Annotated in this window: 17 protein-coding genes and 1 pseudogene; 10 read left to right on the top strand and 8 right to left on the bottom strand. The window is 46.6% G+C overall.

The features are described from left to right. The first annotated feature begins 10 nt into the window (after nt 1-10). Complete coding sequence (locus QM717_RS18960) at nt 11-1,627, top strand: ABC-F family ATP-binding cassette domain-containing protein (RefSeq protein ID WP_415039926.1); 1,617 nt, start codon at nt 11-13, stop codon at nt 1,625-1,627. A 35-nt stretch (nt 1,628-1,662) separates the two neighbouring features. Here QM717_RS18960 and QM717_RS18955 read toward each other — a convergent pair whose 3' ends face one another. The 4 genes from QM717_RS18955 to QM717_RS18940 form a co-directional block, all read right to left on the bottom strand. Beyond that, on the bottom strand, nt 1,663-3,711 hold the full coding sequence (locus QM717_RS18955; RefSeq protein WP_415039924.1) for a M48 family metalloprotease: 2,049 nt from the start codon (nt 3,709-3,711) through the stop codon (nt 1,663-1,665). A 113-nt stretch (nt 3,712-3,824) separates the two neighbouring features. Further along, the gene (locus QM717_RS18950) at nt 3,825-3,998 is read right to left on the bottom strand and encodes a hypothetical protein (RefSeq protein WP_415039923.1); all 174 of its coding nucleotides are present in this window, start codon (nt 3,996-3,998) and stop codon (nt 3,825-3,827) included. A 117-nt stretch (nt 3,999-4,115) separates the two neighbouring features. Then, nucleotides 4,116-5,495, bottom strand: coding sequence for a sensor histidine kinase (locus tag QM717_RS18945; protein ID WP_415039921.1), 1,380 nt, complete (start codon nt 5,493-5,495; stop codon nt 4,116-4,118). 9 nt (nt 5,496-5,504) lie between these two features. Beyond that, the gene (locus QM717_RS18940; protein ID WP_415039920.1) at nt 5,505-5,969 is read right to left on the bottom strand and encodes a response regulator; all 465 of its coding nucleotides are present in this window, start codon (nt 5,967-5,969) and stop codon (nt 5,505-5,507) included. Between the two features lie 151 nt (nt 5,970-6,120). On the opposite strand from QM717_RS18940, the gene pyrR reads away from it, so the two are divergent. The 9 genes and pseudogenes from pyrR to QM717_RS18895 all read left to right on the top strand — a co-directional run bounded on the left by pyrR (nt 6,121) and on the right by QM717_RS18895 (nt 12,787). After that, nucleotides 6,121-6,660 (top strand): bifunctional pyr operon transcriptional regulator/uracil phosphoribosyltransferase PyrR, encoded by a 540-nt coding sequence (pyrR, locus tag QM717_RS18935; protein ID WP_415039919.1) that lies wholly within the window; start codon nt 6,121-6,123, stop codon nt 6,658-6,660. A gap of 89 nt (nt 6,661-6,749) precedes the next feature. Continuing rightward, nucleotides 6,750-7,679 carry an aspartate carbamoyltransferase catalytic subunit gene (locus tag QM717_RS18930; protein WP_415039918.1) on the top strand — a complete coding sequence of 310 codons (930 nt, stop codon included), beginning with the start codon at nt 6,750-6,752 and terminating at the stop codon, nt 7,677-7,679. Between the two features lie 154 nt (nt 7,680-7,833). Further along, on the top strand, nt 7,834-8,163 hold the full coding sequence (locus tag QM717_RS18925; RefSeq protein WP_415039917.1) for a ribonuclease Z: 330 nt from the start codon (nt 7,834-7,836) through the stop codon (nt 8,161-8,163). 71 nt (nt 8,164-8,234) lie between these two features. Beyond that, nucleotides 8,235-9,140: a ribonuclease Z gene (locus tag QM717_RS18920; protein ID WP_415039915.1), complete on the top strand. Its 906-nt coding sequence runs from the start codon at nt 8,235-8,237 to the stop codon at nt 9,138-9,140. 50 nt (nt 9,141-9,190) lie between these two features. Beyond that, nucleotides 9,191-9,836, top strand: a pseudogene (gene pdxH / locus QM717_RS18915) (pyridoxamine 5'-phosphate oxidase). A gap of 315 nt (nt 9,837-10,151) precedes the next feature. Beyond that, a complete protein-coding gene (locus QM717_RS18910; protein WP_415039914.1) occupies nt 10,152-10,655 on the top strand; it encodes a CAP domain-containing protein in 504 nt (167 codons plus the stop codon). Between the two features lie 287 nt (nt 10,656-10,942). After that, nucleotides 10,943-11,449 (top strand): CAP domain-containing protein, encoded by a 507-nt coding sequence (locus QM717_RS18905; protein WP_415039913.1) that lies wholly within the window; start codon nt 10,943-10,945, stop codon nt 11,447-11,449. A 580-nt stretch (nt 11,450-12,029) separates the two neighbouring features. Then, nucleotides 12,030-12,197: a hypothetical protein gene (locus QM717_RS18900; RefSeq protein ID WP_415039911.1), complete on the top strand. Its 168-nt coding sequence runs from the start codon at nt 12,030-12,032 to the stop codon at nt 12,195-12,197. A 149-nt stretch (nt 12,198-12,346) separates the two neighbouring features. Then, a complete protein-coding gene (locus tag QM717_RS18895; protein ID WP_415039909.1) occupies nt 12,347-12,787 on the top strand; it encodes a hypothetical protein in 441 nt (146 codons plus the stop codon). Between the two features lie 320 nt (nt 12,788-13,107). On the opposite strand, the gene QM717_RS18890 is transcribed toward QM717_RS18895, so the two are convergent. From QM717_RS18890 to QM717_RS18875, 4 genes are all read right to left on the bottom strand, one after another. Beyond that, nucleotides 13,108-13,533 carry a hypothetical protein gene (locus tag QM717_RS18890; RefSeq protein WP_415039907.1) on the bottom strand — a complete coding sequence of 142 codons (426 nt, stop codon included), beginning with the start codon at nt 13,531-13,533 and terminating at the stop codon, nt 13,108-13,110. 214 nt (nt 13,534-13,747) lie between these two features. Beyond that, nucleotides 13,748-15,715: an OmpA family protein gene (locus QM717_RS18885; RefSeq protein WP_415039906.1), complete on the bottom strand. Its 1,968-nt coding sequence runs from the start codon at nt 15,713-15,715 to the stop codon at nt 13,748-13,750. Between the two features lie 11 nt (nt 15,716-15,726). Continuing rightward, on the bottom strand, nt 15,727-16,638 hold the full coding sequence (locus tag QM717_RS18880) for a type IX secretion system membrane protein PorP/SprF (protein WP_415039904.1): 912 nt from the start codon (nt 16,636-16,638) through the stop codon (nt 15,727-15,729). A gap of 58 nt (nt 16,639-16,696) precedes the next feature. Further along, nucleotides 16,697-26,794, bottom strand: coding sequence for a gliding motility-associated C-terminal domain-containing protein (locus tag QM717_RS18875; protein WP_415039902.1), 10,098 nt, complete (start codon nt 26,792-26,794; stop codon nt 16,697-16,699). Nucleotides 26,795-26,817: the final 23 nt, after the last annotated feature.

Genomic DNA, 26,817 nt, shown 5'->3' with positions numbered 1-26,817 from the left:
CAAACACATCATGTTAACTGTAAATAATTTATCGGTCCAGTTTGGTAAAAGAGTTTTGTTCGACGAAGTCAACACAACTTTCTCCGACGGCAACATCTATGGTGTCATCGGGGCCAATGGTGCCGGAAAATCCACTTTCCTCAAAATCCTCGCGGGCGACATCGACGCGACATCCGGGCACGTTTTCCTCGAACCCGGCAAACGCATGTCGGTGCTCAACCAGAACCACAACATGTTCGACGAGCACACGGTTTTGGAAACGGTCATGATGGGGAACAAGGTGTTGTACGCCGTCAAGAAAGAGATGGACGAACTCTATCTCGATTACAACGACAAGAACGCCGACCGCATCGGGGAATTGCAGGTGCAGTTCGAGGAGATGAACGGATGGAACGCCGAATCGGATGCCGCGACGATGTTGTCGAACCTCGGTATCGGTCCCGACGCGCATTATACGCTCATGGGCGACCTCGAGTCGAAACTCAAAGTCCGCGTGCTCCTGGCGCAGGCACTTTTTGGGAATCCAGATGTACTCATCATGGACGAACCTACGAACGACCTTGACCTTGAAACCATTACCTGGCTTGAGAATTTCCTGGCCAATTACGAAAATACGGTGATTGTCGTATCGCACGACCGCCACTTCCTGGATTCGGTGTGTACGCACATTTCCGACATCGATTTTGGAAAAATCAACCACTATTCCGGAAACTATACGTTCTGGTACGAATCGAGCCAATTGGCGGCCAAACAACGCGCGCAGCAGAACAAGAAAGCCGAGGAAAAGAAAGCCGAACTCGAGGAATTCATCCGTCGTTTCTCGGCCAACGTAGCCAAGTCGAAACAGGCAACCTCGCGTAAGAAGATGATCGAGAAACTTAACATCGCCGACATCAAGCCGTCGTCGCGTCGTTATCCGGCGATTATTTTTGACCAGGAACGCGAAGCCGGCGACCAGATTTTGAACGTGGTCGGATTGGCCGCCTCGATCGAAGGCGAGACCTTGTTCACCAATGTCGATTTGAACATGGCCAAAGGCGATAAGATTGTATTGTTCTCGAAAGATTCGCGTGCCACGACTGCCTTTTATGAAATCCTCAACGGCAAACAAACGGCCGATGCGGGCAAATTTGATTGGGGCGTAACCACGAACCAAGCCTATCTGCCGGCAGAAAACCACGAATATTTCGACAACGATTTGACGCTTGTCGATTGGTTGCGCCAATGGGCCAAAACCGAAGAAGAGCGCGAAGAAGTCAACATCCGCGGATTCTTGGGCAAAATGATTTTCTCAGGCGAAGAAGCCTTGAAAACGGCCCGCGTTTTATCGGGAGGCGAGAAAGTGCGTTGCATGATTTCGCGCATGATGATGGAGCGCGCCAACGTGTTGATGCTCGATGAACCGACGAACCACCTCGACCTCGAATCGATTACGGCTTTCAACAATTCGCTCAAGAATTTCAAAGGCTCGTTGATTTTGACCACGCATGACCACGAATTTGCACAAACGGTCGGTAATCGTATTGTGGAATTGACCCCGAAAGGCGTCATCGACCGTTACATGACCTTCGACGATTACCTCGACGATGAGAAGATACAGGAACTCAGAAAGAAAATGTATGCCTAAAAGAAAACCCGACCATTTGGAGTCGGGTTTTTTTATCAGCCAATCGAAGCCTCGAAATCGAGCAGCGCCTTCTTCTTGAGGAAATAGGTGCGGCCCAAGATCAGGATGAAATAATGTACCGCCTGGTTTTTGAGTTCGATGGCTTCCGAGTTGTATTGGTCTTTGAAAAAATAGATCGATGGGTCGTCGATATATTTTTCACAGGTTTTGCGGATGGCATCATCGGTGATCGTTTCGGAATAAAACGGATCGGACAACAAGTTTTGGAATTCGGCTTTGAATGTGGCCTCCGTTTGTTTGAAGTTTCGCATTTTGAGCAGTATGGTTTCCGATTGAAGTGTTTCGTAGGCAAATGAAAAATCATGGATCATTTGCTGGTACAGTTCCAACCGCGGATTGTACTGGTCTTCGGCCCTAAAAAAGTCCTTGTAGCGTTCCATCAAACGTTGTTCTTGGTTGGCCATTTTGGCCCTGTGGTAGAAATAGCTGAAAATGGCATCGTCGTTGGCAAGAATCGCTTCGCGGTTTAGCTCAATCTGGCGCAACAGCTTCTCGTAAACCAGTTGTGCGTCGCTGGCTTTGTAGCGCGTCCCGTCATAATCGAATGTCTTGATGTCGTAACTTCCGTTGGCAATCATCCGCAGCGTTTCGGCGTCATTTTCCATGGCCTTGAACACAAATATCATTTCAATCTTGTCGTTGTTGAAAAGGCTATCAAGCGCCGGTACCTCGGTACTCTTTTGAATTTGGGCCTCCAGGTCGAATTTCGGTGGATTGTAGTTGGCGTAATAGGAATTGAAAAGATCGGGCAATTTATTGGCCTGGTGGTCCTCGATCAGGTAGGCCGAAAAAGCATCCACATCGGCAATGAAGCGCTCTTTTGGATAGGCAACCCCAACAAACAGCTTACCGGTGACCCGCTTTTGCAAGGCTTCGAGATTTCGGAAAAGCACATTGGCCGGACGGTTGTCGGGATTCTGCGTGGAGACGTTGAGCTGTTGGTAAGCGGCAATCCTTTCGTCTTCCGAAGGGTGTGAATTCCATTGGTTGCCAAAAACCAATTTCGATTTGTTGAACCGCTCCGAAAAATCGGGTGTTACCTCTGGCAAACCATCGACGAGCGGAATTTTATTGTTGCTGGCGATGAAGTGCAGGGCCGCGGTTTGCTGCGGAAAAATATTGTGGGTGGTGTAAGCCTCGCTGAAATTGTTGTTGTAAAAGGCGATGACCTGATCGTAGGATTCAGAAGCCAGGTTCATGCGGCGCATCGAACGGATCATGGGTTCGGAACCGACAATATGGGTTGCAATGGCATCGGCATGAAATTCCATCTGGCGCGACAAGGCCAAGTGTTTGACGTTGACAAAATTGTACATCATCCGCAAAATTCCTTGTACGCCTTTGTTGAATCCGACGGCAATTTGGGTAAACAAGGCAAAATACCCACTGTGGTTGGCCCATTGATACATCGATTGTTCGTATTCGGCATTGTCGTAAAGGATGTCGTGGATGACTTTGTTGACATTGTAGACATAACTGCCCACTTTCATCAAACGTTGCGAAAAGTGCCCGAATTCATGCGCAAGGATGCCTTTGAGTTCGCTTACCGTAGTCGTGTTGACAAGCCCCAATCCGATGTGGAGGTTTTTCCTGACCGGCAAAAACATGCTCCAGAAACTCGATTCGTAAAACACCGAGGCATTGACTTCGGGCGAAACATAGACCCTTTTCGGGAATTTGGTTTGGGTTTGCTCGACCAGGTCGGTAATCATCTGATGGAGTTCGGGTTCCTGTTCGGTATCGATTTCGGTCAGGTTCGAATAATCGGCCCTGTTTTTCTTGAAAAGGAATTTGAGCATGAAAACGACAATGAACACCCCCACGGCAAACAATCCGACGCCCAGGATCAGGGTAATGAACGAAGGTTTTATTGCAATAATCTTGAAAGCGAAATAACCGCATGCCGCCAACATCCCAAAGGCCAGCAACAGCAGCGATAGGTAAACGAGGATGAACAAGACGATGGCCAATACGGCCTGGTACGCCTTGGCGGTAAATTCTTTGGAAGGTTTAACGGTGGTCATAAAAGTTTGGTTGGTGTCCCAAAAATAAAAATTTTGTACAATCTACAAAGGGCAAAAAGAAATCCCATACCACCTTTTGGCACTATGGGATTTCTTACCAAACCTAAATTTTATTATTTGCTTCCGCCCAATTTACTGATGAGGAACACGATGAGCGCGATGACGGCAATGACGATAAAAATACCGACACCCATACCGGCCTTGAAAATCGCTTCGACTACATCACAAGAGGTAAAAGTCAGCGCCATCAATAGCAGCGCGAATGTGTTTACAATTTTGTTTTGCATGGCTTCTAATTTTTGTGGTTGATCTGATGCCCCGAGGGCTTGGGATAAAATTCCGAATAAAACCACAAAAACGGCTTATAGCATTTTCCGATTATCTTACAGAATTCGGGAGGAAGCTCAGGCCGGCAGGTAAATGGTAAAAGTAGCTCCTTTGTTGATTTCGCCATTTGCCGTGATCAAACCCTGGTGGTTGTCGACAATTTTCTTGACGATGGCCAGCCCGATGCCGGTGCCTTTGTATTGCTGGTCGATGTGCAGCCGTTGGAATACCTTGAAGATTCGGTCGTTGTACTGGGGTTCAAAACCAATCCCGTTATCTGAAAATGTCACCTGGGCGTAGGTTGTTTCGGGATTGATGCCTTCTATTTTGACCCGATTGCCCTTGACGATTTGGCTGTCGATTGTGATGTGCGGCGCCAAATCGGGTTGCGAAAACTTGATCGAATTCGAAATGAGGTTGATCAGCAATTGGCGGAATTGTGAGACGATGATCTTGATTTCGGGATGGCCGGTCACTTCGATCTCGACTTTTTTGCCCTCGATTTCCTCCTCAAAATCATGGCTGATTTCGGTCACAAGTGTTTGGAGATTGACCGTTTCGGTCGGGAACACCTCGGCGCTGAGTCGCGAATAGGCGAGCAGGTCGCGGATCAAATTCTGCATCCGGTGCGCGCTGTCCTGCGATCGTTTGAGGTAATTGTGCGCGGTTTCGGACAAATGATCGGATTCTTTCTCGATCAGGATCGAAATGAACGTCTGGATTTTGCGCAGCGGTTCCTGCAAGTCGTGGCTCGAAATGTAAGTGAAGGATTCGAGCTCCTGGTTCATCTTTTCGAGCGACTCGTTTTTGTCCTCGAGGTCCTCGCGCAGCAAATTGGAAGTCTTGAGTTCCTTGTTGATCTGGTAATACGAAGCAATCAACACGAGAATGGAACAGACGGTCAGCAAGGCGGCAAACATCGGGGTGAGCGAACTTTCCTTGATCAGTGACTTTTTTCGGATGCGCAACAGCATGTCTTCCTCATCCATCATCTTGTCGATCTGTCGGCGCAATTGCGCACGGGTTTCACGGAATTCGGGTCTTCGTTGCACGACCACAAAATTCATTTCGCCGATAGACAGCACGCTTTTCATGTTGTCGATGCGTTCGGTGGCGATCTTTTCGAGTTTGTGCAGGTTGGCGCGTTGCGAATAATTGTCTTTGGTGATGAGCCGCAAGCTGCGGTAATGGTCGTCTACGCGGTCCAGATAAGTGTTGAACTCCCGGTAATGCAAGGAATCCTTCGTTAGCAGGAAACCGCGCATGGCCGATTCGAGGTCTTTGGTCGTCGAAAAGAAACTTTCGAGCTCGAACTTGACGTTGGCCGTATGGTTGACCCAGGCCGAGGACTGCATCAGGTTCTTAATCCTGACATACGAATAGACCGAAAGCGAAAGCAACAGGACTGCCGCAAGGATGAAAGTGATCTTGATTTGTGTCAGCCTGTCATTCTTCATACATTGCAATCAGGCTACGTTGATGACGAATTTTTCGCGCAGGGGTTGCTGGGCGAGCTGGCTCAGGTCGAATGACAATACGGTTTGGATGGTTCTCTTGAGTAAAGTATACGATTGGGGTTTACAGATGTAATAATTGGCGCCTTGCTGATAGGTGCGGTTGACGATGTCGTTGTTCGAGGAAGTCGAAAAAATCACCACCGGGATGTTTTTCAATTTCGGGTCCCTGCGGATTTCATCGAGGCATTCGAACCCATTCTTGCGCGGCATATTGAGGTCGAGGAAAATCACCTCGGGTGCCGGCGGTACTTTCTCCTCGAGCGTCTGCATGAGTTTCACGCCGTCGTTGGTGATGGTCAGTTTGGCATGTTCAGGACCGAATATTTCCTGGAGCGCTTCGGAAAACAACAGGCAATCATCCGGATCGTCGTCGGTCAGGAAAATGTTCTTGGTTGTTGGGTCTGTCGTTTTCATAAGTTTATTTGGGGATTTGAGCGACTAATTTAGGGATTATATTTAACATACGACTTAACCCGCCACAATCTTTAAGGAAAAATAAAGAAGAATTTATGTTTTGAGGCTAAGTCTTTTTGCGTATTTTTACATCCCAAACACAACACTTCCCATGAGTCAAAAAGTATTGCTCACTTTCAAAGAAGTCAATATCATCTTGCACCGTTTGGCCTGCCAGTTAATAGAAAAACACCTTGATTTTTCGGATACGGTTTTGATCGGGATCCAACCGCGCGGGACTTTTTTGGCCGAACGCCTCAAGGACCTGCTCGAGCAGGAATACAAGGTAAAAGATATTGCGCTGGGTTACCTCGACATTACTTTTTTCAGGGACGATTTCAGGCGTACCGACAAGCCATTGGAAGCCAACAGGACCCAAATCAATTTCCTGGTCGAAAACAAGAAAGTCATTTTTATCGATGACGTTTTGTTTACCGGCCGCAGCATCCGATCGGCTTTGACCGCGATTCAGTCTTTCGGCAGACCATCCGAAATTGAACTGCTGGTTTTGATCGACCGACGTTTCAGCCGACATTTACCGATCCAGCCCGATTACCGCGGCCGCCAGGTCGATTCGATCAACAACGAAAAAGTAAAAGTGGCTTGGAAGGAACAGGATGGAGAAGATGGCGTGTATTTAATTACGAATTGAAATTGGATTGTCGGATTATCGGATCATCAGATTTTCAGAAGATTCGAATCCGGAAACCCGAAAATCTGAAGATCTGAAGATCAAAAAATATGAAAGAACTAAGCGTCAATCACCTACTGGGAATCAAATACATCAACAAGAACGACATCGACCTGATTTTCGAGACGGCCGACCATTTCAAGGAAGTCATCAACCGTCCGATCAAGAAAGTACCTTCACTGCGCGACATTACAATCGCCAACATCTTTTTTGAGAACAGCACGCGTACCAAATTGTCCTTCGAGCTCGCACAGAAACGCCTCTCGGCCGATGTGATCAGTTTCTCGGCGGCGCAGTCTTCGGTCAAGAAAGGCGAAACGCTGATCGATACGGTCAACAACATCCTGTCGATGAAAGTCGATATGGTCGTGATGCGCCATGCCAATCCCGGTGCGGCTTATTTCCTGTCGCAAAACGTCAAGGCGAGTATCGTCAATGCAGGCGACGGCGCGCACGAACACCCGACTCAAGCTTTGCTCGATTCGTATTCGATCCGCGAAAAACTGGGTGAAGTAGGCGGCAAGAAAGTAGTCATTGTCGGTGACATCCTGCATTCGCGCGTGGCACTTTCGAACATCTATGCTTTGCAGATGCAGGGCGCCGAAGTCAAGGTCTGCGGGCCGAAAACGCTGATCCCGAAATACATCGAATCGCTGGGCGTCACGGTCGAACCAAACCTCAGAAAAGCACTCGAATGGTGCGATGTGGCCAACATGCTGCGTGTGCAGAACGAACGTATGGATGTGAATTATTTCCCATCGACACGCGAATATGCCCAACAATACGGCGTCGATAAGGCGTTGCTCGATTCTTTGGACAAGGAAATCGTCATCATGCACCCGGGCCCGATCAACCGCGGGGTCGAGATTACCTCGGATGTGGCCGATTCGCAGCAATCGGTGATCCTGAACCAGGTAGAAAATGGTGTGGCGATCCGGATGGCGGTCATTTATTTGTTGGCTTCTAAAATACAGAATTAGTGAATTAGATAATTAGTCTATTAGAAAATTAGATAATTAGATAATGAGAAAATGAACGCTATGATGCTTGTATCTGGCGTTCGAAATGTTTAAATTCGCTTATTATAATTGTCTAATTTTCTAATAGACTAATTATCTAATTGACCATTGACCCATGAAAGTAGAAACCAAAGGACATACCACCACGATCAAAGACACCCAAGGCGACTTGACGGTGTTTGTCATGAAGGTCACGCACGAATACAAGACTTTCGAGAAGCACAACATCATCATCGATTTGCTGGCCTACGAAGCCTTGTCCGTCAAGGACATCAACGCTTTGCTGCCGTTGTCCAAGACGCACCGCAAGGCCAAAAAGTCGTTTGTCGTTGCCGCCAATGTAGATTTCAACAAAGTATCCGACAAACTGGTCCTGGTTCCGACCATACTCGAAGCGCACGACATCATCGAAATGGAGGAAATCGAACGCGACCTCGGATTTTAGTCAATTAATAATTAATAATGAATAAACAATTGCATTCATTATTAATTATTAACTATTAATTATTTCATTTAATGAAGCTCACCATACTCGGTTGTTATGCCGCCACACCGCGAACCCTTACCAATCCTACCGCACAGGTTTTGGAGATCAAGAATGAAACTTTCCTGATCGATTGCGGCGAAGCGACGCAGGTGCAGTTGCGCAAGAGCAAAGTCAAGTTTTCGAAGATCGACCATATTTTTATTTCGCATTTGCACGGCGACCATCTGTATGGCCTCATCGGATTGGTTTCGACCTTCATGTTATTGAGCCGTACCAACGATTTGCACATATACGGTCCGAAAGGCATCAAGGAAATCATCACGCTGCAATTGCGTTTGTCGAACTCCTGGACGAATTACGGTTTGTTTTTCCACGAACTTGAATCGGAACGGAGCGAGGTGGTTTATGAAACCGACAAGGTGCTGGTGCGTACGATTCCGCTCAGGCACCGCATTTATACCAACGGTTATCTGTTCGAGGAAAAAGTAGGCGAGAAGAAGCTCAATGTAGAAGCTGTCAAGCGACTCCAAATTCCGGTCTACGAATACCAGAATGTCAAGAATGGAAAAGATGTGACGCTCGATGATGGTACTTTTATCGAGAACCACCGATTGACATTGGAGCCCGATGCGCCCAAAAGTTATGCGTTTTGTTCGGATACCGTTTACCATGAAGCGTTGCTGCCGATCATCAATGGGGTCGATGTGCTGTACCACGAATCCACTTTTCTTGAATCGGAAGCGGCTTTGGCCGAAAAGACAATGCACAGTACGGCCAAACAAGCCGCGGCCATTGCGCATCAGGCCAATGTCAAACAATTGATACTCGGGCACTATTCGACGCGTTATGGCGACATCGGTCTGTTTGAGGCAGAAGCGAAGACCATTTTCCCAAATGTCCATTTGGCCGATGACGGCAAAACTTTTGAATTTTAACGCGACCCGATTCGGGAACTTCCTAACTTTGTTTTTCAAGACCTATTTATATGAGTGATTTAAGCAATTACCGGAAATCGTATGAAAAGAGCGAATTGCTCGAGACTACAATTCCCGAAGACCCGATTGCGCTGTTCAAGAAATGGTTCCATGAGGTGGAAGATTTCGGCGGCGAGGACGAAGTAAACGCGATGACCGTTTCTACCTTTGGTTTGGACGGTTTCCCTAAAGCGCGTGTGGTTTTATTGAAGCAGTATTCTTTCGAGGGCTTTGTCTTTTACACCAATTATCATTCAGAAAAGGGCAGGGCCATAGCGGCCAATCCGAAGGTGTGTTTGTCGTTTTTTTGGCATTCGCTCGAGCGTCAGGTCATTATTAAAGGCGTGGCCGAGAAAGCGCCCGAAAATATTTCGGATGGTTATTTTGAATCGCGTCCCGATGGCAGCAAGCTCGGCGCGATTGTTTCCGACCAGAGTGAAGTCATCGCCTCGCGCGCGGTTCTCGAAAGACAAACTCAAACAACTGGAAAAAGATTTTGAAGGCAAAGAGATCCCGCGTCCGGCGCATTGGGGCGGTTTCCTGGTCAAACCGGTCGAGGTGGAATTCTGGCAAGGACGACCGAACCGTTTGCACGATCGCATCCGTTACCAGATGCAGCAGGATTATTCCTGGAAGATTGAACGGCTGTCGCCATAAAGGCATTTGAAATGTCATTTTTCAATCATAAGATCGCTTGGGCGGTCTTTTTTTATGCCGTATTATTTGTACCTAAAAGCAATTAAAAAGTAAGAAAATTACTTTATAAAATATAAAAAAGATGTATTTCATCGATTTTATTTGACACTTAAACGATAATTGTGTTAATATTGTCTCAACAAAAAGCAACAACGTTCTTATAAATACAATTGTTAAAGAAGTTTGCCCCACAATCTACTTAAACAAAAACATTTCATAAAAATAATCAATAAAGGAGTTTGCCCCACAATCTACTTTAGACTTAACCCTACTACTATGAAAACAACTTTACTTAGAGCAATCATGCCATTGGTATTGGTACTTACATTAGTATCTTGTTCATCAGACTCATCAGAAGACTTGGCTCCAGCCGTTGACCAAACGCTGGTTCAAAACTACACCTATAACGACCAGGAGCTCGAACTGCTCGATCGCATCAACACCTACCGTGAAAGCATCGGGAAAAACCCGTTGCAACTCATCAACCACATCTCTTACAAATCAGAGGAGCACAACGAGTACATGATTGCTACCAATCAAGTGAACCATGACGGTTTCCAGCAGCGTTCGCAAAACATCATCGCAGTGCTTGGTGCCGTGAAGGTAAACGAAAATGTGGCTTACAATTACTCAACCCCAGAAGCAGTTTTGCACGCTTGGTTGCAAAGCCCGGGACACAAGGCGAACATCGAGGGCGATTTTACACACTTCGGCGCCTCGATCCGTACCAATCCTGACAACGGGAATACGTATTACACGAATATTTTCATGAAGAAATAAAAATATAAATTAAAGAATTGAGTTTAATTTAATATGTTTTGTTTTGACTTAAAAGCCACTTGATCAGTGGCTTTTTTATTTGGGTTATATACGAAATCACGAAAAAAAACGTTGTCAAATAAAAATGTAAGAAAATATTTTAGTATTTAAAAATACAATGCATTTTGTCGATTTTATTTTACTTTTAGACGTATTTCTTTTAATATTGAGATGAGTTAAAAACGACATATTAAAATATTTAGAGGAGTTTGCCCCACAATCTACTTTAAGCCTAAATCTCAATCCCTATGAGAAATCCTTTTTTAAAGGCCACGCTGCCATTCGTTTTCGTATTGGCGCTGGCTTCTTGCTCGAGCGATAAGCCCGAGGATTCAATTACCAATGTTCCGCAAACCGAAATCGTCCAGAATTACAACTACAACGCCGATGAGCTGGAACTGATGGAGCAAATCAACCAGTATCGTGAAAGCATCGGGAAGCATCCTCTGCAGACCATCAACCACATTTCGTACAAGTCAGAAGAACACACCGAGTACATGATTGCGATGAATGCGATCAACCACGACAATTTCGATGAACGTTCGCAAAACCTGGTCGATGTTTTGGGCGCTACCAAAGTCAGCGAAAATGTCGCCTACAATTATGCAACGCCCGAGGCCGTTTTGCACGCCTGGCTCGAGAGCGACGGCCACAAGAAAAACATCGAGGGCGAATACACGCATTTCGGCGTTTCGGTCAAGACCAATCCCGCCAACGGCAATAAATACTACACCAATATTTTTATAAAGAAGTAAGTTGAGTTAATCTTAATTACATTTTGTTTTGACGACGAAGCCACTCCAATTGGGGTGGTTTTTTCTTGCCAATAAACTGTAAGTGCGAATGTTATAATTATTGTTTTGTTAAATGAAAAGCATTTTTGAAACCGCCGCCGTACCTTTACACCATACAAGTTTGAGTAACAAAATACAACATACAAGCAGATCCGCAGGTTGAAGAAACAACTGCTACTGGAAGCGGATAATCTCTACAAACACCACATGGATTTACTCTTTGAGTGATCTAAATAGCTCCCGGAAGTTCTTCCGGGAGTTTATTTTTTTGGGCATTTTGTATTTTTTGGGCGTTGCCTTTCACACCGGCCTACGCACCAGTTGGCTCCTCGCTAAAACAGTCCACTGGACTGTTTTTTTACGCTCGGCCCTGACCCGGGCTTTCCGCAGTGCGCGCACTTTGCTTCACACGAGCGAAGCGACTGCCGAAGGAATCCCTAACGCCACCCCCCGCAATGTGCTGCGCCCAAAATTTTGTTTGCCAATCGAGGATTGTATCTTAAAAATTCCGATATTTATGATAACCTTAAACTTTATAATCATGAGACTTTTCATGCCGATTGCCATGGCGATTCTTTTCGTACTGTACATGCTCTATCTTGCCTTGGTCAAAAAAGAGTTGAAAAGCCATTTGAAAACGGTGCTTTATCCGGGACTGTTCTTCATTTTTGTCTGGGGAATTTGCTACAGCGTGTTTCTGCAATCCTAAGAAATGCTGCCGGTTTTTACCAACAACAGCAATTGTTCTGTTTATAACTATCTGGAAATTAACATTAAAACTGAAGGTGTTCCGTTCAACGGCATACTTTTTTTTGTAACATTGCGTTCCCAAGCTTCTTTTATTAAACCGAACCTACAATGAAGAAACTATTTTTACTGCTGCTCTTTGGCTTTGCGCTCGGTCATGCACAAGAGGCCGCCATCAAGAACAAATTGCTGCTTGAAAGCGATTTCAAGACCCAGGACGGACGCATGCTCGTCTCGGAATTTCCATGCCAGTTTTCCAATAACAAGGTGTTGATCAGCGTGATTTGCAAGACGCAGGCGTTCAAGGAATTTGGCATCCAGAAAATCAACGACATGATCCTGTTTGCCCACGACAAGATACGCAATACGATTCCCGTAGGCTATGGCTACAAACCTTCCGAAATTAAAATGTCCTACAATCCCGAGGCAAAAGCCTGGAGCATGACGAGCCTGTTTGCATCGACCGATGCCGCGGGAATGACCAGGGAAAACCTGCTCGCGCTCGACTTTGACAACAATGGGAAATTCCTGCTCATGAAAAAGATTTTTTAAAACATTACCCAGTTTGATATATATTATTGGTCATGTATCAAATGGAAAAAGCATCTTTCGGGATGCTTTTCTTTATTTTGAATTGTCGCTAATTTTTATTGTATTCCCTTATTTAAAATAGTTTGTTCTCGATTGCCAATAAAAGTAATCCAAGTGCGATGAGAATACAGCCCAATTTCGCCTATAGGTTTTATAATGTTCTGGCGACATTGTACGGACTGCAATGGAGGTTTTGAGCCATATTCCTCTCCGGAAAATGTTGGGCCAGATCAGCTAAATTGCGCCAAAGAGGATTAAAATGAATCCTGTCATGTCTAGAATTAAGCGATTTTTTCAGGACATTGATCATCGGTATTCTTTTCGGTATGTACGCTAGAAAACCACAATGGCGTTAGTGCACAAAACAGATAGGCAGTAGGCAGTGAAACAATTTTGTCGATTTTGGAAAATGATCCGCCAACCAGGTTAAATGTAGTTAGAATCCCAACAATCATCACCAAGCTCAAAACTACTTTAGCGATCAACGGCTTGCTGTTTTTATCATGAAGCTTTTGATTGAGCAAATAAAACAAGCCCATTGTAGGTATGGAAAAGAGGAAACCAAACAGCACAGAAGGAAGTAGTATGGGCAAAAATGACAGGAATTCAGCTATTTCTTCGCTTTCCTGAAATGCCGTTGGCACCCAAAATAGGACTGGTGATGCCAATACAGTGGTTAGCCAGACTTTCCAAATCGATACCATCATTTTAATTTTTAAATCGTACAAAAAACGCAATTGCGGAGTGGACTCAAAAATAATCTTTTTTTAAATCCGATACATAATTTACCGCAAACCCGTTGCAAAAAACGGTTGTAATAAACAAGATGTCTTTATTGGCATCTTTTTTGGCGAAATTTTGTCCATAAAAAAAGCATCCCGAAGGATGCTTTCTGGAGTTAATCTTATTTTGTTTTTGAGCTTACAAACGGGTAATGATGAATTCACTACGTCTGTTGGCCTGGTGTTCTTCTTCTGAACATTTTACACCATCGGCGCACTTGTTGAGCAGTTGGGTTTCTCCGTAACCTTTTCCGGTCAGACGGTCGGCGCTTACGCCATTTTTAACCAACCATTCCATTGTAGATTTTGCCCTTCTGTCAGACAATTTCTCGTTGTACTTGTGCGAGGCACGGCAGTCGGTGTGTGAACGGACGTCGATGGCCATGTTTGGATATTGCTTCATCACGTCGAGGATTTTCTCGAGTTCGAGTGCCGCATCCGGACGGATGTTCCATTTGTCCAAATCGAAGTAGATGATCTTGATGCCGAAAGCTTTCGCCAAGTCGTCGCCCACAGATACTGGCTTGACTTTTTTCTCCAACTGGATCGGCAAGTCGGTTTTGCCATCCACTTTAGAGATGGTAACCTTTTGCTCCTTGGTCTCGTAGTTTTCTTTCTCTCCGCGAACCCAGTATACTTTACCGCATTCCACCAAGCCCATGTCGTAGAAACCTTTGTCATCGGCGATCACTTCTTTGAGTTTGTTGAACTTGTCGTCCATCAAGGTTACTTTCGCACCCGGCAAAACTTCACCGGTATCCAAATCGGTTACGATACCCGAAAGCACTTGCTCGCAAACGAGTTTCCTGGTCTCGAGGAATTTGTAGATGTCGTCGTATCCTTGTCCGCCTGTACGGTTCGAAGACAAGAAGCCTTTTCTGGTTTTGGTATCGATTAGGTAAGCGAAATCGTCCTGTGGCGAGTTGGCCGGTGTCCCGACGTTGATCGGTGCGCCATAAGTGCCATCGTCTTTTACTTTCGACATGAAGATATCGAGACCACCCACACCCGGATGTCCGTCGGTGGCGAAATACAATTCTTTTTCATCGGTGATGTAAGGGAACGATTCCTTGCCTTCGGTGTTGATGGTGGTTCCGAGGTTCACCGGTGTGCCGAAGCTTTCGCCGTTGATGTCCACTTTCCACAAATCCGATTGGCCGTAACCGCCCGGCATGTCCGAAGCGAAATACAAAGTCTTTTCATCCGGGCTCAGCGATGGGTGTGCCACGCTGTAGTTGTCGCTGTTGAAAGAAACCTCGGTTACATTGGTCCAGGCGCTGTCTTTTTCTACGAAAGTCGCTTTGTACAATTTGAGCAAGGTCACACGGTTGCCATCTTTTCCTTTCTTGCCATTGTTGAAGTTGTTTCTGGTGAAGTACATCGTCTTGCCGTCTTTGGTAAAGATGGCACTGGCTTCGTGGAATTTCGAGTCGATTTTCTTGGAAAGTTTTTTCGCATTCGAACCCATTCCGGCCGTATCTACATCAGCCACATACAATCCGGTGAAGTAGGAGTTGGTCCATTTGTGTTTCTTTTGCGCGAAGTTTCCGGTGTCTCTCGACGAGGCGAAAACGACCTGCGTTCCTTTCATGGCTGCGCCATAGTCATCGTACTTAGAGTTGATACCCGCATCTTCGATTTTGTATCGGCCAGAGTTGGCTTTGATCTCATCCATGTAATTCTGCTTATCCTTGAGGATTTTAGCACGAAGATCGTCACTGGACTTTTTTGAGAATTCCGCCATCATCTGGTCTGCCTTGGCACTTTGGCCTACGGCTTTGAGCGTGTTGGCATAACGGTAGTAATATTCCGCTTCGATTTCACCGCCCATCGCAAAGAGTTGGTCGTACCATTTGTTTGCGTTCTCGTAATCGGAATTGAAATAATAAGAGTTACCGATTTTCTTGAACATATCGGCAGATCTGTAGCCTTTGTTGGCAATCCGCTCGTAGGTTTTCGTCGCATCGATGTAGGCGTACTTGGCGTATTGCTTTTCGGCTTTATTGATCGAATTGGGCGCTTTCGTGGCGTCTTGTACATCTTGTGCATAAGCATTTGCTGCCAAGAGACTCAAAAACGATATAAAAATTAATACTTTATTTTTCATGGTGTTTGGTTTTAGAAGAATCTTGGAGAAATGATTTTGTTATAGTTGTTGAACAACTCGAAACGCAGGAAGATTTCATGCGAACCATTGTTGTAGTTTCTCAAATTGGTGGTTTCGTGGTCGTAACCATAACCGATGTACAAAGCGTCGGTTACCTGGAAACCAGCCAGGGCAGACCAGGCAGCATCCCAACGGTAAGCGGCACCGAGAACGAGTTTGTCATACAACATGAAGCTCGCCGATCCGTCCATTTGCAATGGCGCGCCCTCAACCGCCTTGGCCAAGATGGCTGGCTTGAATTTGAGGTTCGGGTTCAGATCGAAAACATAACCGGCAATGAGGTAATAGTTCATTTTCTCGGTATAGATCGCAATGTTGTTGGCGTCGTACTCGTTTTTGTTCTGGATGAAGTTCGGCACCGAAAGACCCACATAGTACTTGTCGGAGTGGAGGTAAACCCCTGCACCGATGTTCGGCGTAAAGTCGCTGGTGTTTTGCAACGCACTGTCGGTACGGTCTACTGGATTCAAGCCGTTGTTGTCGAACTTGAAAAAGTTTCCGGTTCCCTTGATACCGAAGGACAACTTCGAACTTTCGCTTACAGGGACGGTGTAGGAAACGTCGGCTGAAATCGTGTTCTCGGTTGTAGGCCCAATTTTGTCGGTGACAAAGGAGAGTCCAACCCCAAGGTTACTGTTGTTGATCGGCGTGTTCATCGAAGCAGTGGCCGTAGTTGGTGCTCCATCGAGTCCGACCCATTGGGTACGGTATAGACCAAATATACTCATTGCTCCTCTCGACCCCGCATAAGCCGGGTTGATATTAATTGTGTTGTACATGTACTGCGTGTACTGCGAATCCTGTTGCGCAAAACCGACAGCTCCAGTCAACATCAAGACGAAAATTAGTATTCTTGTTTTCATTAGTCTTAGTTTTTAATCCCGGGATTGTGACATCCCGGGATGTTATAGATTTGAGTTGTTATTTTGATAAGTATAAGTATCCTTCTTTGTGGCCATCAACATAGTTCGGCACTTCAGTATTACTGTTGTTGTATTTGTAGTGGATGATGTAGAAGTAAGTTCCGGTAGGGAGATCGTCTCCGCCCACGTTGGCTCTTCCTTCAGATTGTCCTCTAAATACTCTAGTATTGTTGTCATACTGATTCGTTTCGAAAATCAAGATACCCCAACGGTTGTAAATCTCTACAGTGTTTGTAGGTACACACTCCAGATCACCGAAGTTATCAATTTGGAACCATTCGTTGGTGCCATCACCGTTTGGTGAGAAGGCATTGTGAACAATCGGTTCGCAAGATTCTATTGGTTCTACGATACAATCGTCATCGATTTCTACATCAACATTGAGCGTCAATGTACAAGCACCATCATTTACCACATACTGGAAGTTGTAGTGACCCGCTTGCATTTCGCCGTTTGGATCAAAGATACCAGTTGTTGGATCAAAATGTCCGGTGTTGCTCAAATCTGTCCATGTTCCTCCTGCAGGCAAGGTACCCAATTTTGTTGAAAGGTCAATGCTCAATGAGATATCGTTGAAACATTTCAGGTAACCGGTTTCGTTAAGGGCTTGGTTTCCATCGAGTACCACCACATTTTGGTTGGCGGTAGAGATGTTGCCGTTTCCGTCATCGAATGTCCAAGTCACCACATAAGTACCAGGACCGAATGTAGTTTGCGGTGTAGTACCGGTGATTACATTAGGATTACAGTTGTCGGTGGTTGTCGGTGCAGTCAGTGTTACTGAACATGATCCGTTTACATCAGCCAATACAGGAACTACCGGAGCAGTCACGTCGTCAACGATTACGGTTTGTGTAGCCGTTGAAGTGTTTCCGTTTCCATCATTGAATGTCCAAGTGATGATGAACGTACCTTGTGTAGTGTATACCAATGGATCGCTGGTGGTAGCTGTCAATGTACCCGCACAGTTGTCAGTTGTAGTCGGTGGAACAGCAGTAGCTGAACACTCACCAGTTACGTTAGCCAAAGTCGGAACTACCGGAGCAGTTACATCGTCAACGATTACGTTTTGGTTCACCATTGTGATGTTACCGTTTCCGTCGTTGAATTCCCAGTGGATTACATAGGTTCCTTGGATGTCATAGAACAATGGATCTACAGTGGTTGCAGTGATTGAACCCGCACAGTTGTCTGCGATACTTGGTGGCGTAGCCGTTACCGAACACTCACCAGTCAGATCAGCCAAAGCTGGGATTACCGGAGCAGTCACGTCGTCTACGATTACAGTTTGTGTAGCAGTTGATACGTTTCCGTTTCCGTCATCGAACGTCCAAGTAATTACATACGTACCTTGTACAGTGTAGCACAATGGATCGGTAGTCGTAGCAGTGATCGTTCCACCACAATTGTCAGTGGTAGTCGGAGCCACGGCACAAGCCGAACACTCACCAGTTACGTTAGCCAAAGTCGGAACTACCGGAGCAGTTACGTCGTCAACGATTACGTTTTGCGTAGCAGTCACTACGTTTCCGTTTCCGTCATCGAATGTCCAAGTCACTACATAAGTACCTTGTTCAGTATAGTTCAACGGATCGTTGGTTGTACCCACGATTTCGTTTTGGTTACAGTTGTCTGTAGTCGATGGTACTGGAACAGTAGCCGAACATTCACCAGTGATGTTAGCCAACAATGGGATGATTGGTGCTGTTACGTCGTCCACGATTACGTTTTGCGTAGCAGTCACTACGTTTCCGTTACCGTCATCGAATGACCAAGTGATGACATAAGAACCTTGTTCAGTGTAGCACAATGGATCGTTAGTCGTAGCCGTGATTTGGCCACCACAGTTGTCAGTAGCTACCGGAGCTACGGCACAAGCCGAACACTCGCCAGTTACATCAGCCAAAGTAGGGATAACCGGAGCGGTTACGTCGTCGACGATTACGTTTTGCGGAGCAGTAACTACGTTTCCGTTTCCGTCATCGAATGTCCAGGTAATCACATAAGTACCTTGTTGATCGTAGCAAATAGGATCAGTAGTCGTAGCCGTGATGGTTGCACCAGTACAGATGTTGGTGAACACAGGAGCCACAGCACAAGCCGAACATTCGCCGGTCACGTCAGCCAATACCGGGATTACCGGTGGCGTAGTGTTGTCGATGACCACGTTTTGGGTTGCGGTGGTTACGTTTCCGTTTCCATCGTCGAATGTCCAAGTGATCACGAAAGTACCTTGCTGGTCGTAGCACAATGCATCGGTAGTAGTACCAGTGATGGTTCCACCGCAATTGTCAGTCGTTGTCGGAGGCGTAGCGCAAGCGTTACATTGTCCGGTTACATCAGCCAATACAGGTGCTACTGGAGCAGTTACGTCGTTCACGATTACGTTTTGGGTCGCAGTGGTCACGTTTCCGTTTCCATCGTCGAATGTCCAAGTGATGACGTGTGTTCCTTGTGTAGTGTAGCACAATTCGTCAGTAGTTGTACCAGTGATGACACCACCACAGTTGTCCTGGGTTACCGGAGCCACGGCACAAGCCGAACACTCACCGGTTACGTCAGCCAAAGTTGGGATGGATGGAGCAGTCACGTCATCTACGATTACGTTTTGTGTAGCTGTAGTGATGTTTCCGTTTCCGTCATCGAATGTCCAAGTGATCACGTGTGTACCTTGAACATCGTAGCACAATTCGTCAGTGGTTGTAGCAGTGATTACACCACCACAGTTGTCTTGCGTTGTCGGAGCAACCGCACAAGCCGAACATTCGCCAGTTACATCGGCCAAAGTTGGGATTGCAGGAGCAGTCACGTCGTCAACGATTACGTTTTGCGTAGCAGTAACGATGTTTCCGTTACCGTCGTCGAATGACCAAGTGATCACATAAGAACCTTGTTCAGTGTAGCACAATGGATCGTTCGTAGTGGCAGTAATTACCTGACCTGTACAGCTATTGGTTGTAGTCGGCGCTACGGCACAAGCCGAACATTCGCCAGTTACATCAGCCAAAGTCGGGATCGTTGGCGGTACGGTGTTGTCGATAATCACGTTTTGGTTCACGGTGATTACGTTTCCGTTTCCATCATCGAATGTCCAAACGATCACGAAAGTACCTTGTTGGTCGTAGCACAATTCGTTGGTAGTTGTACCAGTGATGGTACCACCACAATTGTCAGTCGTTGTCGGAGGCGTAGCGCAAGCGTTACATTGTCCGGTTACGTCAGCCAAAGTAGGAACAACAGGAGCAGTTACGTCGTCTACGATTACGTTTTGTGTGGCCGTAGTGATGTTACCGTTTCCGTCATCGAATGTCCAGGTGATGACATAAGAACCTTGCTCAGTATAAGTCAACGGATCGTTGGTTGTACCTACGATTGGTGTCTGGATACAGTTGTCTGTAGTCGATGGCGGCGTTACAGTTGCAGAACACTCACCAGTTACATCAGCCAATACTGGAAGAACCGGAGCAGTTACGTCGTCTACGATTACGTTTTGTGTAGCTGTAGTGATGTTACCGTTTCCGTCATCGAATGTCCAAGTGATGACGTGCGTTCCTTGAGTTGTGTAGCACAATTCGTCGGTAGTTGTAGCAGTGATTACACCACCACAGTTGTCTTGCGTTGTCGGAGCAACCGCACAAGCCGAACATTCGCCAGTTACATCGGCCAAAGTAGGCAATACCGGAGCGGTTACGTCGTCTACGATTACGTTTTGAGTCGCAGTCGTGATGTTGCCGTTTCCGTCGTCGAAAGTCCAAGTGATGACATAAGAACCTTGTTCAGTGTAAGTCAACGGATCGTTGGTTGTACCTACGATTGGTGTCTGGATACAGTTGTCTGTAGTAGATGGCGGCGTTGCAGTTGCAGAACACTCACCAGTTACATCAGCCAATACTGGAAGAACAGGAGCCGTTACGTCGTCTACGATTACGTTTTGCGTAGCGGTAACAATGTTTCCGTTTCCGTCATCGAATGACCAAGTGATTACGTAAGAGCCTTGTACAGTGTAGCACAATGGATCGTTGGTAGTCGCAGTAATTACCTGACCTGTACAGCTATTGGTTGTAGTCGGCGCTACGGCACAAGCCGAACACTCGCCAGTTACATCAGCCAAAGTTGGGATTACCGGCGGTACTGTGTTGTCGATGATCACGTTTTGGTTCGCAGTCGAAATGTTTCCATTTCCGTCGTTGAAGGTCCAAACGATCACGAAAGTACCTTGTTGGTCGTAGCACAATTCGTTGGTAGTTGTACCAGTGATGGTACCACCGCAATTGTCAGTCGTTGTCGGAGGCGTAGCGCAAGCGTTACATTGTCCGGTTACGTCAGCCAAAGTAGGAACAACAGGAGCCGTTACGTCGTCGATGATGACATTCTGGTTGACGTTAATCGAGTTACCGTTACCATCGTTGAATGTCCACACGATTACGTGCGTTCCTTGTGTATTGTAAGTCAACGGGTCATTAGTCGTTGCAGTCAATGTTCCCGCACAGTTGTCTGTAGTCGTTGGAGGTGTAGCCGTAGCAGTACACTCAGCCGTGATGTCAGCCAAAGTAGGGATTACCGGAGCAACAGTGTCGTCAACAATTACGGTTTGCGTAGCTGTTGAAGTGTTGCCGTTTCCGTCGTTGAAAGTCCAGGTTACGGTATAAGTACCTTGTTCAGTATAAGTCAACGGATCATTAGTCGTACCTACAATTGGCGTAGGGATACAACCATCAGTTGTCGAAGGCGGTGTTACCGTAGCCGAACATTGTCCGGTTACCGTAGCCAATTGTGGAACTACAGGAGCAGTCACGTCATCAACGATTACGTTTTGCTCAGCAGTTACGATGTTGCCATTTCCGTCGTTGAATGTCCAAGTAATGGTAAATGTACCTTGTGTATTGTAAGTCAACGGATCGTTGGTAGTAGCCGTGATGGTTCCAGCACAGTTGTCAGTCGTAGTCGGTGGAGTAGCCGTAGCCGAACACTCACCAGTTACGTTAGCCAATTGTGGGATTACCGGAGCAGTCGTATCGTCCACGATTACATTTTGCGTAGCAGTCACTACGTTTCCGTTACCGTCGTCGAAAGTCCAGGTGATCACGAAAGTACCTTGTGTCGTATAAGTCAACGGATCATTGGTCGTAGCCACGATTGTAGCGCCTGTACAGCTATTGGTTGAAGTTGGCGGTGTAGCCGTAGCCGAACACTGTCCAACCACATCAGCCAAAGTAGGGATTACCGGAGCCGTAGTGTTGTCAATGATTACGTTTTGGTTCACGTTGATCGAGTTACCGTTACCGTCGTTGAACGTCCAGTGGATCACGAATGTTCCTTGGGTGTTGTAAGTGAGCGGGTCAGCAGTAGTCGCAGTCAAAGTACCGGCACAGTTGTCCGTAGTCGTTGGTGGAACCGCAGTAGCCGAACATTGCGCCGTGATATCAGCCAATGTAGGAACAACCGGAGCAGTTACGTCATCCACGATTACAGTCTGAGTTGCGGTTGAAGTATTTCCGTTACCATCGTTGAATGTCCAAGTGATGGTAAATGTACCTTGTGTAGTATAAGTCAACGGATCGTTGGTCGTAGCCGTGATCGTTCCCGCACAATTGTCAGTCGTTGTCGGTGGAACAGCAGTAGCCGAACACTCACCAGTCACGTTAGCCAAAGTAGGAACAACCGGAGCAGTCGTATCGTCAACAATTACAGTTTGTGTAGCTGTTGAAGTGTTGCCGTTTCCGTCGTTGAAAGTCCAAGTCACTACGAAAGTACCTTGTGTGTTGTACGTGAGTGGATCGCTAGTAGTAGCCGTCAAAGTTCCCGCACAGTTGTCAGTCGTAGTCGGTGGTGTTACGGTAGCCGAACATTGTCCGGTTACGTTAGCCAATTGCGGTACAACCGGAGCAGTCGTATCGTCAACAATTACCGTTTGCGTAGCTGTTGAAGTGTTTCCGTTTCCGTCGTTGAATGTCCAAGTGATCACGAAAGTACCTTGTGTGTTGTACGTGAGTGGATCGGTAGTCGTTCCAGTCAAAGTACCCGCACAGTTGTCGGTAGTCGTTGGAGGCGTAGCGGTAGCCGAACATTGTCCGGTCACGTTGGCCAAGTTAGGAACCACCGGAGCAGTCGTATCGTCAACGATTACGTTTTGGTTCGCCGTAACGATGTTTCCGTTTCCGTCGTTGAAAGACCAGTGGATCACATAAGTTCCTTGTTGCGTGTAAGTCAACGGATCATTAGTCGTAGCCACGATGGTAACACCTGTACAGCTATTGGTAGAAGTCGGAGGCGTAGCCGTAGCCGAACATTGACCCACCACATCAGCCAATACTGGTACTGAAGGCGGTACGTTGTTGTTGATGATCACGTTTTGGTTCACGTTGATCGATTGACCGTTTCCGTCGTTGAACGTCCAGTGGATCACGAATGTTCCCTGGGTGTTGTAGGTCAACGGATCAGTAGTCGTAGCAGTCAAAGTGCCTGCACAGTTGTCAGTCGTAGTCGGTGGAACCACAGTAGCCGAACATTGCGCTGTAATGTCAGCCAAAGTTGGGATTACCGGAGCAGTCGTATCATCGATGATGACATTTTGGTTCACATTGATCGATTGACCGTTTCCATCTGTAAAAGTCCAGTGGATCACGTGCGTACCTTGAGTCGTATACGTCAACGGATCTGTAGTCGTACCGATCAAAGTACCGGCACAAGCATCAGTCGTTGTAGGAGGCGTAGCCGTAGCCGAACATTGTCCAGTTACATCAGCCAAAGTAGGAACAATCGGAGCAGTCGTGTCGTCAACGATTACGTTTTGGTTCACATTAATCGTGTTGCCATTTCCATCGTTGAATGTCCAGTGGATCACGAAAGTTCCTTGCGTATTGTAAGTCAACGGATCGGTAGTCGTACCAGTCAAAGTACCGGCACAAGCATCGGTCGTAGTCGGTGGCGTAGCCGTAGCCGAACATTGTCCGGTTACATCAGCCAAAGTCGGAACAACCGGAGCAGCCGTATCGTCCACGATTACGTTTTGCGTAGCCGTAGTGATGTTGCCGTTTCCGTCGTTGAAAGACCAAGTGATTACAAAAGTACCTTGGGTGTTGTAAGTGAGTGGATCAGTAGTGGTAGCCGTGATGGTTCCTGCACAAGCATCGGTTGCAGTCGGAGCCACAGCCGTAGCCGAACACTGACCTGTAACGTTAGCCAAAGTAGGGATCACCGGACCAGCCGTATCCTGAATCGTGATTTGTTGAGAAGCTACTACAGCCGTTCCACAAATGTTGGTCACACTAAATGTACGTGTGATTACAATTGGGTTTGTACCTGAAGCCACATCGATGTAAGTCAAAGTATACGTTCCGATCGCAGCAGCGTTAGGAATGTTACCGCCGGCAGCCTGCAATTGGGCCAAAGTAATCGGCGTAGCCACAGTAGCGTAAGGCAGGTTTCCTGGAATCGCGCTTGGGTTACAACCTTGTACGGTTTGCGGAGCCGGACCTGTAATGGTCGGAGCCGGGTAAACCGTTACGATGATTTGTTTTTTAGGACCGATACAAGTCGAAGACTGTGCCTCAGCCACCCAGTAAGTGGTAGAACCTACGTTGGCAGTAGACGGTGTAATTGAAGTCTGTGCCGAACCGTTTTCGGAAGTATAATAATATAAGGTGTAACCAGGAACACTTGGCGTAGCCGTCAAAGGAGACGCAGCCGCGTTTTGGCAATACGATACATTAGCAGCGGTAGGCTGTGAAGTCACAGTGGTTACCGTAATGGTGAACTGGAAGAAACAACCATTCAAAACACCCGGTGGAATCGCATAGTAAGTCGAAGTTCCAAGTGTAGATGGGAATGGGTTGTTGATCGTGTACTGAACGGTTTGTCCGCTCACTACTGGATAAGCGCTCCAGAAAGTTGATCCCGGAGGGAATGCACCGGTCACTTCAGTAATTGGAATAGTCGTACCTGAATTACAGATAAAGAAAGCTGTAATCGGCGGAACCGACTGACAGTTCTGGTTTACGAAATCCTGGGCGTTGACGCTCACTTGCAATGGCGCAGCGATTTCGACACCGGTACAAGATCCACTTACGGTGTAACCTTGGATCAGGGATTTGTTGCCCAATGTAATTCCGGTAGTGGCACCGGTTCCAGTCATGGATCCGTTGACCGATACAACGTTGTTACAGTTGGTGTTCTTGAGCAATGTACAATCGGTTGTCACCTTGAACTTGAAGGTCATGTCGGCCAACAAAGTCTCTGGGTTTCCACCGATTGGCAATGGCAATGTACCATAATCCCAAACCAATGATCCGTTGGCACCGATAGTCGGTTCAAAAGTCAAGTTGTTCGGGGTTGGCAATGGCAATTGGTAAACGTTTCTAGAAGCGCTACCAGCCACATAAGTAGTATTGTAAGGAACAGGAACAGTGATCTTGAAGTTGTTGATCGCTTCGGTACCTCTGTTTCTGATCTGGATTTTGTATTCGAGGTCTTGTCCAGGCAAAGCCGTGTACGGGCCAGGACCAGCCGGTTGACCGTTGATCGTTACCGCAGAAATGTTTCCTTCGGTATCCGGGATGTAAGCGTCTACCGCCATCGCAATCGCGAAGATCGAATAGGTATCGCCATCGGTTCCGTATTGGAAGTTCGTAGAAGTTTGGTTGTTACCGATTACCGAGTTGCCCGGGTTCGGAACATCCGTCATGATGATGTCGATCGCCGTGTTGTTCTGCAATTGTGGGTTTCTTGCACCCGGCGCGTTGATGGCCGAGTTGAAGAAGTTGGTTGCAGTCGAACCACCGTGATCCAAAGTCTGGTAGTTGGCCGTGTTCAATTTTCTGACGCGGAAGAAGTCACCTGTAAAGGCAACGTCACCTTCAGAGGCCATAATACCCAAGGTCATTCCAACATTACCTACCTGAACCGAGTTGAAACCAGCTACAGGCAAATCGAGTGCTGAACTGTTTCCAGAGTTCACATAAGCATAACCGTCAAAAATAGTGACGTCGCGGTATTTCATCTTGCTGTTTTCATAAACAACGATGATACCCCAACCACCGGCATATCCGGTTCCACCAACATTTCCTTTGAGGAGTGCCATATCGGCAGCCCAGTATTGACCGATTCCGTTGGTTCTTACATAGTCTGTAATTTCAGTATAAGCCGTGTAGATGTCGTCATCTGTACCTGATGGATAGTAGATGTCGGCAGTTGCAGCAGTAAATTGCGTATAGCTGGCAGAAGCCGGACCTTTCAAAGAGATCACTCTCTTATCGTAGGTCTTAGTCAAGTTGCTAAAAACAGGAATAGTACCGGTAACATTCACATCTGCTGTAGAAGAAGATTGCGTGTCGCCTGTACTCAAGTTGGTAGCGGCATTTCTGTTCAATGCCTTGATGGTCAAAACAACGTTTCCGTCGGTGATTTGGTAAGGAGTGTTCAAGGTTGCAACGGTTCCTGCACCATTAACGGTAACCGGAACGTTGACCGCGCCGCCGCCATTGACCGAAAGCGTCACGCGTTGCGCCGCACCTGAATTGTAGAAATTGAACACATAAGTGTTTCCGTTCCCAGAGAAAGTATAAATCGGGTTACGGTTCGTGTTCGACGGGTTGTTTCTACTGATCGAAAGCGAGTAGTTTGTGTTCGCAATATTCTGGTTGTGACCCACAGTCGAGTTCGTGTTGACCGGAGCCGTTCCATTAGGAACCGATTTGGTCACGTTGAACGTCGTGTTGGCCGAAGACTTTCCAGTCCAGTACAAACCAGCGTAAATGATGTTTGAACAAGCCGGCACCGCACCGTTCTCTGTAGACAATACCAAAGTCGAAGCCGATGAGTTGAATGTGTTCGGATCGCCATCGGTGTCCACATAGGTCATGTACTGGCCGTTGTTGTTCGTATTGTCACCATAGTTTTGCGGTGTAAGGCAAGTGTTACCCAACATCGTGAAGTTACCTTTGATGTTGTAGATCTTCTTCGTAGGCGTGTAAGAAGACGTTCTTTGGGTAAAGTTTTTTCTAACCTGAGCTTCAGCCGAGAACAAGCCTCCAACTAAGAAAGCCATCGCAACTATAAACTTCAGTGTATTTTTCGGGGTAAAGTATAGATTCTTCATAATGATTCTCTTTTCTTTTATAT

Source organism: Flavobacterium sp., assembly GCF_047602195.1.
Taxonomy (GTDB): domain Bacteria; phylum Bacteroidota; class Bacteroidia; order Flavobacteriales; family Flavobacteriaceae; genus Flavobacterium.
The sequence above is the reverse complement of the archived record's forward strand: the minus strand, read 5'-3'. Positions and strand labels throughout refer to the sequence as shown.

Bases quoted from the DNA above. Each gene is read 5' to 3' on its own strand.
- QM717_RS18890 (WP_415039907.1), bottom strand. From the start codon at position 13,533: ATGATGGTATCGATTTGGAAAGTCTGGCTAACCACTGTATTGGCATCA.
- QM717_RS18945 (WP_415039921.1), bottom strand. From the start codon at position 5,495: ATGAAGAATGACAGGCTGACACAAATCAAGATCACTTTCATCCTTGCG.
- QM717_RS18880 (WP_415039904.1), bottom strand. From the start codon at position 16,638: ATGAAAACAAGAATACTAATTTTCGTCTTGATGTTGACTGGAGCTGTC.
- QM717_RS18930 (WP_415039918.1), top strand. From the start codon at position 6,750: ATGAAAGAACTAAGCGTCAATCACCTACTGGGAATCAAATACATCAAC.
- QM717_RS18910 (WP_415039914.1), top strand. From the start codon at position 10,152: ATGAAAACAACTTTACTTAGAGCAATCATGCCATTGGTATTGGTACTT.
- QM717_RS18955 (WP_415039924.1), bottom strand. From the start codon at position 3,711: ATGACCACCGTTAAACCTTCCAAAGAATTTACCGCCAAGGCGTACCAG.
- QM717_RS18885 (WP_415039906.1), bottom strand. From the start codon at position 15,715: ATGAAAAATAAAGTATTAATTTTTATATCGTTTTTGAGTCTCTTGGCA.
- pyrR (WP_415039919.1), top strand. From the start codon at position 6,121: ATGAGTCAAAAAGTATTGCTCACTTTCAAAGAAGTCAATATCATCTTG.
- QM717_RS18875 (WP_415039902.1), bottom strand. From the start codon at position 26,794: ATGAAGAATCTATACTTTACCCCGAAAAATACACTGAAGTTTATAGTT.
- QM717_RS18940 (WP_415039920.1), bottom strand. From the start codon at position 5,969: ATGAAAACGACAGACCCAACAACCAAGAACATTTTCCTGACCGACGAC.
- QM717_RS18920 (WP_415039915.1), top strand. From the start codon at position 8,235: ATGAAGCTCACCATACTCGGTTGTTATGCCGCCACACCGCGAACCCTT.
- QM717_RS18960 (WP_415039926.1), top strand. From the start codon at position 11: ATGTTAACTGTAAATAATTTATCGGTCCAGTTTGGTAAAAGAGTTTTG.
- QM717_RS18950 (WP_415039923.1), bottom strand. From the start codon at position 3,998: ATGCAAAACAAAATTGTAAACACATTCGCGCTGCTATTGATGGCGCTG.
- QM717_RS18895 (WP_415039909.1), top strand. From the start codon at position 12,347: ATGAAGAAACTATTTTTACTGCTGCTCTTTGGCTTTGCGCTCGGTCAT.
- QM717_RS18900 (WP_415039911.1), top strand. From the start codon at position 12,030: ATGAGACTTTTCATGCCGATTGCCATGGCGATTCTTTTCGTACTGTAC.
- QM717_RS18925 (WP_415039917.1), top strand. From the start codon at position 7,834: ATGAAAGTAGAAACCAAAGGACATACCACCACGATCAAAGACACCCAA.
- QM717_RS18905 (WP_415039913.1), top strand. From the start codon at position 10,943: ATGAGAAATCCTTTTTTAAAGGCCACGCTGCCATTCGTTTTCGTATTG.